Origin of the sequence: Cryobacterium sp. Hh11 (assembly GCF_004404045.1) — a bacterium.
GTDB classification, from domain to species: Bacteria; Actinomycetota; Actinomycetes; order Actinomycetales; family Microbacteriaceae; genus Cryobacterium; species Cryobacterium levicorallinum.
This window is the reverse complement of the sequence record NZ_SOHF01000003.1, coordinates 1-11,794: the sequence shown is the minus strand read 5'-3', so window position 1 is coordinate 11,794 and position 11,794 is coordinate 1. Positions and strand designations below refer to the sequence as shown.

At 58.4% G+C, this 11,794-nt stretch carries 9 protein-coding genes and 1 pseudogene; 8 read left to right on the top strand and 2 right to left on the bottom strand.

The genetic code is table 11. The annotated features are described in order from the left end of the window. Positions 1-106: 106 nt before the first annotated feature. The 3 genes from E3T46_RS00125 (at position 107) to E3T46_RS00115 (ending at position 3,137) form a co-directional block, all read left to right on the top strand. Positions 107-1,243 (top strand): 5-(carboxyamino)imidazole ribonucleotide synthase, encoded by a 1,137-nt coding sequence (locus tag E3T46_RS00125; protein WP_134576989.1) that lies wholly within the window; start codon positions 107-109, stop codon positions 1,241-1,243. 65 nt (positions 1,244-1,308) lie between these two features. Beyond that, positions 1,309-1,776, top strand: a complete 468-nt coding sequence (gene purE, locus E3T46_RS00120; protein WP_092452378.1) for a 5-(carboxyamino)imidazole ribonucleotide mutase — start codon at positions 1,309-1,311, stop codon at positions 1,774-1,776. Beyond that, a complete protein-coding gene (locus tag E3T46_RS00115; RefSeq protein ID WP_241980375.1) occupies positions 1,773-3,137 on the top strand; it encodes an LCP family protein in 1,365 nt (454 codons plus the stop codon). Before purE ends, E3T46_RS00115 begins: the two co-directional genes overlap by 4 nt. A 116-nt stretch (positions 3,138-3,253) precedes the next feature. On the opposite strand, the gene E3T46_RS17705 is transcribed toward E3T46_RS00115, so the two are convergent. Next, entirely contained in the window at positions 3,254-3,457 is a 204-nt protein-coding gene (locus E3T46_RS17705) for a GtrA family protein (RefSeq protein WP_166790133.1), read from the bottom strand. Positions 3,458-3,658: 201 nt separating this feature from the next. Here E3T46_RS17705 and E3T46_RS00105 point away from each other — a divergent pair, with 201 nt between their 5' ends. Next, on the top strand, positions 3,659-4,528 hold the full coding sequence (locus E3T46_RS00105) for an FkbM family methyltransferase (protein WP_134576987.1): 870 nt from the start codon (positions 3,659-3,661) through the stop codon (positions 4,526-4,528). Here E3T46_RS00105 and E3T46_RS00100 read toward each other — a convergent pair. Continuing rightward, positions 4,502-5,359, bottom strand: coding sequence for a polyprenol monophosphomannose synthase (locus E3T46_RS00100; protein WP_134576986.1), 858 nt, complete (start codon positions 5,357-5,359; stop codon positions 4,502-4,504). The genes E3T46_RS00105 and E3T46_RS00100 overlap by 27 nt on opposite strands. A gap of 85 nt (positions 5,360-5,444) precedes the next feature. Here E3T46_RS00100 and E3T46_RS00095 point away from each other — a divergent pair, with 85 nt between their 5' ends. The 4 genes and pseudogenes from E3T46_RS00095 to E3T46_RS00080 all read left to right on the top strand — a co-directional run. Then, positions 5,445-7,235: a glycosyltransferase family 39 protein gene (locus tag E3T46_RS00095; protein ID WP_134576985.1), complete on the top strand. Its 1,791-nt coding sequence runs from the start codon at positions 5,445-5,447 to the stop codon at positions 7,233-7,235. Between the two features lie 25 nt (positions 7,236-7,260). Further along, positions 7,261-8,316 carry an NAD-dependent epimerase/dehydratase family protein gene (locus E3T46_RS00090; RefSeq protein ID WP_134576984.1) on the top strand — a complete coding sequence of 352 codons (1,056 nt, stop codon included), beginning with the start codon at positions 7,261-7,263 and terminating at the stop codon, positions 8,314-8,316. A gap of 51 nt (positions 8,317-8,367) precedes the next feature. Further along, complete coding sequence (locus E3T46_RS00085; protein ID WP_134576983.1) at positions 8,368-10,413, top strand: glycosyltransferase family 4 protein; 2,046 nt, start codon at positions 8,368-8,370, stop codon at positions 10,411-10,413. A gap of 228 nt (positions 10,414-10,641) precedes the next feature. Then, positions 10,642-11,675, top strand: a pseudogene (locus E3T46_RS00080) (IS3 family transposase); the annotation flags it as partial. Between the last annotated feature and the right edge of the window lie 119 nt (positions 11,676-11,794).

Sequence of the window (11,794 nt, the reverse complement as noted above, 5' to 3'; positions counted from 1 at the left end):
TAAAGTAGAAAAGCACTGAAGTCTCGCAGTCTACGGCGGTTCACAACCCCCGGGCTGCGTATCCACGCGCGTTTAGCTGAACCCTGGCATAGAAAATGGTGAACAGATGGCTTTGATTGTCGGTGTGATTGGCGCAGGACAGCTGGCCCGCATGATGATTCCAGCGGCCGTGAACCTCGGCATTGATCTGTTGGTTCTTGCCGAAGCCGACGGTATGTCCGCCGAGCTCGCGGCTGTCGCCGTCGGCGACTACCGCGACCTGCCCACCGTTCTCGCCTTCGCGAAAACCGTCGACGTGATCACGTTCGACCACGAACACGTACCACAGGAGATTCTGCGCGAGCTCGTGCGCGCAGGCGTGAAAGTTCACCCCGGCCCCGACGCCCTGCTCTACGCGCAAGACAAGCTGCTCATGCGCGAAAAGCTCGCCGAACTTGGCTTGCCCGTGCCCGATTGGGCGCGCATCACCGATGTCACCGGCTTGGCCGACTTCTTGAAAAACCACGGCGGCCAGGCGGTCGTGAAGACCGCCCGTGGCGGCTACGACGGTAAGGGTGTGCGCGTGGTCAGTCACGCCCACGACGTCGACGACTGGTTTCAGGCGCTCGTTGAAGATGGCAACGGCGGCGCGCTGTTGGTCGAAGAGCTGGTGCACTTCAGCCGCGAGCTCGCCCAGGTGGTTGCCCGTCGTCCGAGCGGCGAGATTGCCGTCTGGCCGGTCGTGGAGACCGTGCAGAAGGGCGGCGTCTGCGCCGAGGTGATCGCGCCGGCCCCCCACTCCATGGGGCGTCTCGCCGATGTCGCCACCGACATCGCGATGGCCGTGGCCGAGGGTATCGGCGTCACCGGGGTGCTCGCCGTCGAGCTGTTCCAGACCACGGATGAGCGCCTCCTCATCAACGAGCTGGCGATGCGCCCGCACAACAGCGGTCACTGGACCATCGACGGGTCCACGACCAGCCAGTTCGAGCAGCACCTCCGGGCGGTGCTTGACCTGCCGCTCGGTGCGACCGGTGCCAGGGACCCGTGGACGGTCATGGTGAACATCTTCGGCGGACCAGCCTCAGGCTCGCTGGGCGACCGGTATGGGACGGCGCTCGCGCAGCATTCGCTGGTGAAAGTGCACAACTACGGCAAGGCCTCACGGCCCGGCCGCAAGGTGGGGCACGTCACCGCCGGCGGCGACGATCTCGACGAAGTCGCCTACCAGGCGCGCGCCACTGCACAAATCTTTCAGGACTGAGCCATAGGATCATCTGCGTGCCAAACAACACCGAGACATCCAGCGCGCCGCTCGTCGGCCTGGTCATGGGCAGCGACTCCGACTTCACCGTCATGAGTGCCGCCGCGCAGACCCTCAAGGACTTCGGGGTGGCGCACGAGGTGCAGGTCGTCTCTGCGCACCGCACCCCCGAGAAGATGCTCGACTATGGCCGCAACGCGCAGGCCCGTGGACTCAAGGTGATCATCGCCGGAGCCGGGGGAGCCGCGCACCTGCCCGGTATGCTCGCTGCCATGACCACGCTGCCCGTGGTCGGGGTTCCTGTTCCGCTCGGCCTGCTCGACGGCCTCGACTCGCTGCTGTCGATCGTGCAGATGCCGGCCGGCGTGCCGGTCGCGACCGTGTCGATCGGAGGGGCCAAGAACGCCGCGCTCATCGCGATCAAGATTCTCGCCACGAGCGATGACGCGCTGCGCGTGAAGCTCGAAGACTATTCCGTCGCACTCGCCGACCTGGTCGAGCAGAAGAACCGGGACCTCCAAGAGCGATTATGAGCAGTGTGACTGACCCGATCCGGCACCCGAATTCCGGCTCCACGCGCATCATGACGACGCGTGCGTGGTGGTTGGTCGTACTCAATTTCGTGCTCCCCGGTTCGGCGCAGGTACTCGCCGGCAATCGACGACTCGGCCGGTTCGGCCTCGGCGCCACGCTCATCCTGGTGGCCTCGGCAATCGTCGCCGGGGCTGTCTACCTGTTCTGGCCCGAGGCCGTGCTCACGGTGTTCACGAGCACGATCGGCCTTTGGGTCGCCGCCGCAGTGCTCGCGTTCTACGCGCTCACCTGGCTCGTGCTCACCGTCAACACCCTCAGCCTGATCAACCTGCTGAAAGCCGCGCCCGGCGCCCGCCCGCTGATCGCCGCCTTCTCCGCGGCCCTCATGGTCGTCGTCTGCGGCACGGCTGGCTATGGCGCCTTTGTCGCGACCTCGGCGAGCGGATTCCTCTCCTCCGTCTTCGTCGCCGGTCCGAGTGAACCGCCGGTCAATGGCCGCTACAACATCCTGCTGCTCGGCGGGGACGCCGGCGCTGACCGGGACGGGCTGCGCCCCGACAGTCTTTCCGTCGTCAGCATCGACGCCACGACCGGCCAGGCCACGACCATCAGCCTGCCGCGCAACCTCGAGGACGTGCCGTTCTCGGCCGGTTCCTCGCTCGGCGCGCTGTACCCCGAGGGATACGGATCGATCGACGGATGCGACGTCTCGGCGTGCATGCTCAACTCGATTTTTACCGAAGCCGAGCTCAAACGCCCCGAGTACTACCCGAATGCCGTGGCCGAGGGAAGTTCCCCGGGCATTCAGGCGACGCTGGAGGCGGCGCAGGGCATCACCGGGCTCACCATTCAGTACTACGTGCTGATCGACATGCAGGGTTTCTCTGACCTCATCGACGCCCTCGGCGGCGTCGACATCGACGTGAAGAACCGCGTTCCCGTGCACACCGACGAGAGTTTCACCACGGTGTTGTTCTGGTTCGAGCCGGGCATGCAACACATGGACGGCTACCACGCCCTCTGGTACGCCCGCTCCCGTCACGGCACGAGTGACTACGACCGCATGCAACGCCAGACCCAGATGCAGGAAGCCCTCCTCGCGCAGGCCAGCCCCGCCAACGTGCTCACCAAGTTTCAGGGAGTGGCCGCCGCCGGCACCCGCGTCGTGAAGACCGACGTGCCGCAGGGAATGCTCGGCTACTTCGTGAACCTGGCAGCGAAGACGAAGGAACTGCCGGTCGTGTCGGTGCCCCTGATCCCCGAAAACGGTATCGACCCCGAGAACCCCGACTACGCCGCCATCCAGGCCATGATAGCCTCTGCGCTGGCTCCAGCCCCTACGGCGACCCCGGCCCCGTAGCCCTCAGGCCGCCAGCCCAAACCCGCTGGTCGAGGCGTGAGGAACGAGCGATTGAGACCCCACCAGCCTCGACCCGCAGCGCGAGAAACCGGAGGCCGCCACGCACCCCAGTCCGCTCACTCACTGCTGCGGCGAAACGAGAACTTCTTGTGCCCGAAGAAGCTCAGCAGCGTAGTGACCATGAGAATGATCAGCGGCGCGAGCAGCGGCGGCACCGTTGCCACCTCTACCTCTACGAGCAGAAGAAGCGCCGCGGCATTGATGCCGATCGCTACCAGGTGCACACTCACGAACCGGGCAAGGTCCCGCGACGTGCCCACGAACAACAAACTGAGCCTTTCTTGGATCGCCCTGCAGGGGGTGTCTCGGATCATGTAGGCGAGCATCCGGTCGGGCGATTGGATCGTGTATAAGCCCGAAACTTCCACTAAAGGCACTGAAAATTGTTCGGGGACTTCTGCTAATTGACTGGGGGGGCCCAGATTCACTTGCCAACCACGTAGGCTAAAAGAAGACTGAAAATGGAGCAGAACGGCTTTCTGCTTGCTCGTGAAAGCCGACGTCAAACAATAATCTCTTCACGAGGACACACGATGGCTGAAACTGACTACGAAGTAGAACTTGATCGTCTCTGGGAATCTCCGATTTTAGTCTCCGCAGAAACAGACTTAATGGGGGCGTCTATCCAACTCATGGATGGTCCGTCATTTGTATCTCAGTATCGGGAAATCGTGGTGCTGGAAATCTATGATTTTGACTTCGAGGGCGATCGACCAACAATTATTGATGGTGGAGCAAATATTGGGGTTGCCTGTCTATGGTGGCTGGCACGCTGGCCCAAGGCGAAAGTAATTGCTTTTGAACCAGATCCGAAGATTTTTGATGCTCTGCGTCACAATCTCAGGCATTACTCAAGCCCGGAACTCCACTGTTCAGCGCTGAGTACAAGCAAATTAGGCTCAAAGTTCGTCGTGCAAGGAAGCGACGGGGGAAGACTGGAATTAAGCGCGGTTCACTCCGACGACACGCTGACGGTCCGCACGGATGACCTGGGAGAAGCTATTGATCGGCTCGGGCATGTTGACCTGCTGAAGTTGGATATTGAGGGTGCTGAAACGGAGGTCCTTCTAGACGCGGAAACGCACCTTTGGCAAGTCGAGAGAGTATTTGTGGAATACCACTCATTCGTGGGTCAGGCTCAGAGCCTGCCAGATTTGTTATCACTATTACGTCGCCAAGGGTTCCGAGTGCATCTAACTACGCCCGTCGCTGCGGTGCGTCCCTTTAGAACGGTGCCGTCGGCCATCGGTATGGATCTCCAGTGCAACATCTGGGCATGGAGAGACGCGACCGCAGAGAGCGCCTCAGAAGGGCAAGCGGATGCCAGATGATTTCCTTTTATCCTGCTCTAAAGGCGAACCACGCGGGGTTTTGCGCAGGAAGTCGCGCATCTGACCAGCGCGTCGTGCAGCACCCCAGATTGTTACCTTTATCATCGCTTCGAGCACAATATTTCGGCTCATTTTGGACTCGCCGCGTTCACGCTCTCTGAACGTGATTGGAACTTCAATGATGCTGGTGCCGGACCCCAGTGTGCGAAGAGTGAGGTCGACCTGAAAACAGTAACCGTGGGAATTCACGGTGTCGAAGTCGATGGCTTGGAGGACTTCAGCTCGGTACGCGCGATAGCCTGCCGTGGCGTCCTTGATGCGGATGCCGAGGGCTATACGCGCGTAAACGTTGCCACCACGGCTCAAGAGCTGGCGTGAAGGTGGCCAATTTTCGACAGCGCCACCTCGAACCCATCTAGACCCAATTACGAGCCCTGGATCAACCCCGTCACCCGATGCAGAGGTGAGCGTCGATATCATTCCGGGCAGTGCTTCGGGAGGATGCGAGCCGTCGGCGTCCATTTGCACGAGAACTTCATAGTTGCGCGCTAATCCCCACTGAAAACCGGCGAGATATGCCGAGCCGAGTCCCAGTTTTCCAGTCCGTGCAATCAAATGCACCCGTGGATCTTCGGTTGCCATCTGATGGGCGAGTCCACCGGTCCCGTCTGGACTGCCATCGTCGACTATTAGGACGTGTGCATGCGGGCTGTGGGTGAATGTGCGAACCACTATCTCGGCGAGGTTCTGCACTTCATTGTAGGTAGGAATAATAACCAGGACACGAAGAGCTCGTGCGTCGATATTGGACAAAACCTGAGCAGTGCTCATATGGGACCAACCTTTTTGTTTGGCATTCGGCCAGCCTAACTTGCTGCCAGGGGGGGAACGACAACCTAGTAGAATTGACTTCATAATGAAGAAATTGCTCTTTGGGATGAATGGCGGTCGAGTCGTGGCGCGCCGGGGCTTACTAGACCGGGGCGAAACTGGCTTTGTCAAACAGGCTCGCAGGCATATAAGCGGAATTGCCGTCGTCCTTTTCATTACGATTTGGGTTGCCGCCAACTTAGCGTGGCTACTCGAGAATCGGGCTGGTCAGCCGCACAACATCGATGAAGATGGCTATTTTGCGATGGCGCTAAACAATTATTTCGGTGGTGTGCGTTCCGGTCCGTCCGGTTGGTTCGACACAGTCTTGGCACCTGGGGTCCAGGCGCCGCTCACTTCTGCCCTTTCATCAATACTCTTTCTGGCATTTGGACCGACGTTTGCCTCTGCGATGGCCGTTGTCGTTCTTCTTGCTGCCTTGAGCCTGGGGCTTACCGCTGTCATTGCCAAGCAATTTGGATCCAAACCCTTGATTTGGATCTCCTTAATTCTGCTTGCAACATCACCGGGGTTCATTCAGATGACGCGGTTGTACTACTTTGCCATTCCTGCAACCGCTGCCACAGTGGCTACGGCATATGCGCTCATGCGTACGAAGCAAATGACGAGTTGGCGGTGGGCAATAGTGCTGGGTATATGCATCGGGCTGATGCCGCTATCTCGAACAATGGCCCTCGCCTTCATTCCGGGTATCGCAGTGGTCGTGCTCGCACAGGTGGTGTTTGCCCGGGACGGTCGGGGTCGACGACTCATCAATACCGGAATCGCAATCACTGCCTCGCTCCTCGTGGCTGGCATGTGGCTTCTTCCGAGCGGAACACTGGTCTTCGAGTATTTAACCAGCTATGGGTATGGGGCTCATAGCGAGGAGTACGCAAGAAGTACCACTACAATGCTCTCGTCGACGATACTGAGCCTGACCTCCATGCTCTATCTGCCGCACTTCCTGATTATCTTGCTCGGATGGGCTTGCGCGCTCGGAGTCTGCCTGAAATTCGCTAGGCGGGGCCGGAGACTGGAGGCGGTGCGGATCGCTGTTGCATCACCAGTCTTCGCTTGTGCGCTCATGGTTGTCGTCGGTTGTTTCGCGATTGCTACTTCCGAAAATGGCGGCGTCGGATTCTGTCTCCCCCTAATTCCTCTTGCAATTGTTGTTGCCTCCTGGGGCTTTGTGAGCGTGTTGGTTAGAGATCGTCAACGAGGGTTGCAGGCGGTCGTAATCGCAACGCTCCTTGTGTTGCCGCTCGTGATTTCGACGCAATCGTTTTTTGTGAACTCTCCTCTCGCACGTGAGCGAACAATCGACATTCCAGGTGTCAGCGGGCTAATGGTGACACAAGATTTAGCCGTAAATCCTGCATACTTGGACACGACGGCGGGGGTCATCAGCGACCGTGACTCGGCACCGGGATGGCGGGTGGCAAACGAATTTGTTGCCGACAGAATCACTAGAGTCCCAACGACAGCGAGCGTCGCCTTCGGGTTTCGCCATCATTTCTTTAACGTGAATAGTGTTCAAGTGCCCGTTCTCTACCGGCTTGAGTACGGAATCGGCGTCGCGCAGGTCGATCCGACAACGATTCCAGATAGCCTTCTCGGATACAAGGAATGGCTGGAATCCGGACCTGCTAGCACGACCTGTTGGCTACTGACATCGCCGAGTGGGATCAACGAATTTGAGCCCAGAATCGACACTTCTTCCTTGGTTCGTGCCGCTGTATCTGTGGGGTTCGACATTGACGCTGAATTCGATTTGCCAGACGGTCGATCGGTGACAATGTGGAAAAGCCCGAGCCCGCTCTGCGCAGTCGATTGACCCTGCGTTTCGCTAGGGAGTGTTTATGGTGAATTTTCCTGTAAAGTCATATGAAGTTGAAACGAATGTTCCGGGGGGTGTGGGGCCTGTGCTTGAAGCGATGCCGATGCTGCAACTGCCAGGTCATTTAGACGCTGACCCGCGTAAGAGAATCCTTCGTGATTCGACCACTCGTTCCGTGGTCGTACTGGGTGGAACAGGATTCATCGGCACATCGGTCAGTCGCCACCTCCTGCTTGATGGCCATCGAGTATCGGTTGTGGGCCGTCGGCGCCCCGAAAGGATGCCGCTTGGTCTCGGACGGGCGAACTTTGTGGAACAAAAAGTTTCCGATGTCAACGCATACGAGAGAATACTCGACGGAGTGACGGACGTCGTCTACTCTTTCACGGGGCTATTGCCCTACCAGTCCAATGTTTCTCCTCTCACCGATATCGCTGAATCATTGAGCCCCCTCATTAGTCTGTTGGAAGCCCTTCGGACGCGACCCGATGTGTCGCTTGTTTTCTTGTCCTCTGGCGGTACGGTCTATGGCAATCCTCGGGTTCTGCCCGTCCCGGAAGATCACCCGACCGACCCATTGACGTCCTACGGGATCATGAAACTCACTGCTGAAAAATATATTGGAATGTATCGAGACCTATACGGAGTCCGAGCTCGAGTTCTCCGCGTCGCCAATGCTTACGGTCCCCTTCAGCCCGTCGGTCGAAATCAAGGTGTGATCGCAGAATTTATGAATTCAGTTATCCACGGGCGGCCGCTGTCTATCTTCGGAACGGGACGATCTGTTCGCGACTACATTCACGTAGAAGACGTTGCAGCTGCGGTGGTCGCCACGTTAGGTGTTGGTGGCCCGAATGTGTTGAATGTGGGCACCGGCGTCGGGACTTCGCTGCTTCAATTACACCAAATTCTGCAAGAAGTCAGTGGTGAACGGATCGAGTTGAACTTTTTCGAATCTCGGGGGTTTGATATTGAAAGTATCGTGCTCGACTCCTCCTCCTACCAAGCACTTACCGGGCTTTCACCCATTGACTTTAAAATTGGTGTCGAACAGACCTGGAACGCACTGACTGCGTAGCCTGCATTCATATACGTTCCCTTAAATTTATCAGTCTGGAAATTCCTGTATATGTCGCACGTCAAATTCTCCGAAATCAAGCATGTGGCACGACGATCACTTTCTCGGACAAAATCGCACTTAAAACGTGTATCTCGTTCAATTCTGAGTGCTGGACCCGGTCGTATTCCCGGCCAGATTCTCGAAATTCGACTTTTCCCGGATGCTGTGCAGATAGTAGGATGGGCGGCCCTCCCGCATGGGAGCATCCGTGCAGTTCTGATCGCTGTTGATGGTGTGATATGTGCTCAAGCAACGACTGGCATCGCAACGCCGGTCGCTGAGGCCGGTACGCAGGCTACTGCCTGGGGTGCAACTGCCGGCTGGACAGTCGATCTCGATCGGGCGTCAATCGGGCGTCTGACCTTTGCTGTTTCGGCTGTCTTGGTCTTGGAAGGGGGCCTTACCGAAGATTTAGTGGGCGAAAGATCAGTCGTTCTGCCGACAGTGCAACAAATCGGGTCACTCGACCTGCCGCTACCCGAGGCACGCAGTTGTGACAGGGTCGTGAACTTGTCCGGATGGTTTCGCTCCGGCCTCGGCTATGACCATCTAGATATTCTCATTGACGATGTTTTCTTCGTCCGAGCCAGAATCTTATCGATACCGAGGCCCGACCTGGAGGAACACATTGCGGATTCTGACGCAGCGTTGGCAGGGTGGCAAGCGACTATTGAAATGCCTGGTGAATACGGCGCGGAGTTCGTCGTAACGGCGTTAGCCGTCGGTGCGGAGGGGCAGGAAATCATAGGACAACGCGTCCTCTGCCTCAGTGAACGTTCGGCCGAACCGACTCTAGACTCGGCAAGAGTCGCCGTATTGCAATGCCGGAGCGCGGCAATCGCGGGGAGAGAGCGGGACACGGCCCGGATACCTCACATTCTGATCGCGACGCACCATCTCGGTCTAGGTGGTGGCCAGCTCTACTTGCACGAAGTTCTAAAGGTCATGCTTGCCACCGGTTCTGTAAAGTGCACGGTACTTGCAATGCACGATGGAGTTCTCCGAGATGAATTGGAGGACCTAGGGGCTGAGGTGCAAATTGTTGGATTCGCGCCTAGCCAATCCGTTGAATTCGAGCAGTGGATGTATCAGCTAGTTTCACTAGTGAGCTTGACGGACATCAACTTTGCAATCGCGAACACCCTGGGTTCGTTTTGGGGTGTGGAATTGGCATCACGTCTCGGAATACCGTCGATTTGGGCGATTCACGAGAGCTTCAGCCCGGAGGTCTTCCTCCGAATTGGATTCGGGGTCCAGCCAGACCTTGGCGTCCGGAGTGCTTTCCTAAGAGCTTTTGATCTTGTGGATGTTGCAGTCTTTGAAGCGGACGCCACTCGAGCAATGTTCGATCACGTGGTTCGGCCAGAGCGAGGTGTTCGCGTTGATTATGGAATCGATCTTGATTCCATAGCTACGGCGAAAGCTATCCTTGACAGAACAGCGACTCGTGCGCGGCTCGGCATTGCGCCCGAAGAAATCGTGATTCTCTGCATCGGGACATATGAACCTCGGAAGGCTCAGGGACTGCTGGCCCTGGCATTCGAGCAGATTGCCGTTGATTTTCCGAAAGCGGTCTTGGCCATGGTCGGCGACTTCGATGGACCATATTCCCACGCTGTTCATCGTGTTGTTGACAACCTGGAGTCTGGAGAGAGAATCCGCCTCATCGCAATGACGCCGGACATTGATGAATGGTATGTCAGCGCCGATGCATTCATTCTGGCATCTGACATCGAGTCACTGCCACGTTCAATGCTGGAGGCGATGGCGTTTGGTCTGCCGGTCCTGGGAACGAACGTTTTCGGTGTGCCTGAACTTATACAGGATGGCGTCAATGGAATGCTATTTGAGCCCTCCTCCGTACACGACGCGCAGATTGTCTTGCGGCGGTTCTTGACTCTGTCCACAGAAGAGCGTCATGTATTGGGCTTGGCCGGCATGGAATCGGTCCTGACGACACGATCCTCGATAATCTATGCGCACGAGTACTTGAAACTTATTGAAGCACTGCTTGTCGACAGGTCAGCGATGCCCAAAGAAGTCCTAGGCCGATAAGTACCGCGCCGCATGAGGGTGCGGTCTCAAGGACACGGCGGGCGAATGAATACTCACACCGGCCCGGTGCTGTCCCGGATTCAAGCTTTGCCTGCTATCGGGCCCGTCAGTAACTTCGTTGTGTGTCAAGCCCCGGGTTTTGGGGCTCTTCGCAATCAGGGGGGGACTGCCCCCGGTTTGGTTGACTCCTGACCTGTGGAGCTTCGTCTTCACTGGAAAGATGTCATCATGCTCAAGCCCTACCCACCCGAGTTTCGCCGTGATGTTGTCGCGGTCGCCCGGAAGCACGAAGCCCCGCTGAACCAGATCGCGAAAGACTTCGGAATTTCGGAGTCCTGCCTCATGAACTGGCTGAAAAAAGCCGACGTCGAGGAAGGCGTCAAGCCGGGTATGACCGAGAAGGAGTCCGCAGAACTGCGGGATGCGAAGAAACGTATCCGGCTGCTTGAGCAAGAAGCCGAGGTCATGCGCCGTGCCGTCGCCGATCTCTCCCGGGACGTCAACCCAAAATGATGTACCCGCTGGTCCGTGAACTGGCCGTCGACAGGATCCCTGTCACGGTGACCTGCCGGGTATTGAACTTCTCCAAGCAAGCCTTCTACCAATGGGTTCGTAACCCGGTGTCGCAACGCGATTGGGATGACGCCCACCTCACCAACGCCGCCTGGGACGCCGACCAAAACGACCCCGCGTTCGGTTACCGGTTCATCTCCGACGAACTGGGCCGCGCGGGCCTCGCTGCGGGTGAGAACCGAGTCTGGCGGCTCTGCTCCCAGCAGCGGCTGTGGAGTGTGTTCGCGAAGAAACGTGGCCTGACGCGGAAGGCTGGGCCGCCGGTGCACGACGACCTCGTCAAACGGAAGTTCACCGCGACGCGCCCGAACCAGCTCTGGCTGACCGACATCACCGAGCACCGCACCGACGAGGGCAAGATCTACCTTTGCGCTATCAAGGACGTCTACTCGAACAAGATCGTCGGCTACTCCATCGACTCCCGAATGAAAGCGTCGCTGGCCGTCGCCGCCGCCCGGAACGCGATCGGGCAGCGGACCATCGAGGGGACGATCCTGCACTCCGACCGCGGGTCGCAATTCCGGTCTAACGCCTTCGTCCGGGTGCTAAAGAACAACGGCATCACTGGATCGATGGGCCGCGTCGGCGCGTGTGGCGACAACGCCGCGATGGAGTCGTTCTTCGCGTTGCTGCAGAAGAACGTCCTCGACCGGCAACGCTGGGCCACCCGGGACGAGCTCCGCCTGGCGATGAACCGTCCCGGGTTTCATGCCGCCGTTTTGTTGGCGGCTTCGATATTTATCGGGCCGTTTGTTTCAGCGTAATAGTTGCGTTCATATTCTTCGGGCGGCATGTTCCCGAGTGCGCT

What these genes read in the sequence shown, in the direction of transcription:
- E3T46_RS00125 (WP_134576989.1), top strand. Translation starts at nt 107, where the DNA reads ATGGCTTTGATTGTCGGTGTGATTGGCGCAGGACAGCTGGCCCGCATG.
- purE (WP_092452378.1), top strand. Translation starts at nt 1,309, where the DNA reads ATGGGCAGCGACTCCGACTTCACCGTCATGAGTGCCGCCGCGCAGACC.
- E3T46_RS00115 (WP_241980375.1), top strand. Translation starts at nt 1,773, where the DNA reads ATGAGCAGTGTGACTGACCCGATCCGGCACCCGAATTCCGGCTCCACG.
- E3T46_RS00105 (WP_134576987.1), top strand. Translation starts at nt 3,659, where the DNA reads ATGGAGCAGAACGGCTTTCTGCTTGCTCGTGAAAGCCGACGTCAAACA.
- E3T46_RS00100 (WP_134576986.1), bottom strand. Translation starts at nt 5,359, where the DNA reads ATGAGCACTGCTCAGGTTTTGTCCAATATCGACGCACGAGCTCTTCGT.
- E3T46_RS00095 (WP_134576985.1), top strand. Translation starts at nt 5,445, where the DNA reads ATGAAGAAATTGCTCTTTGGGATGAATGGCGGTCGAGTCGTGGCGCGC.
- E3T46_RS00090 (WP_134576984.1), top strand. Translation starts at nt 7,261, where the DNA reads ATGGTGAATTTTCCTGTAAAGTCATATGAAGTTGAAACGAATGTTCCG.
- E3T46_RS00085 (WP_134576983.1), top strand. Translation starts at nt 8,368, where the DNA reads ATGTCGCACGTCAAATTCTCCGAAATCAAGCATGTGGCACGACGATCA.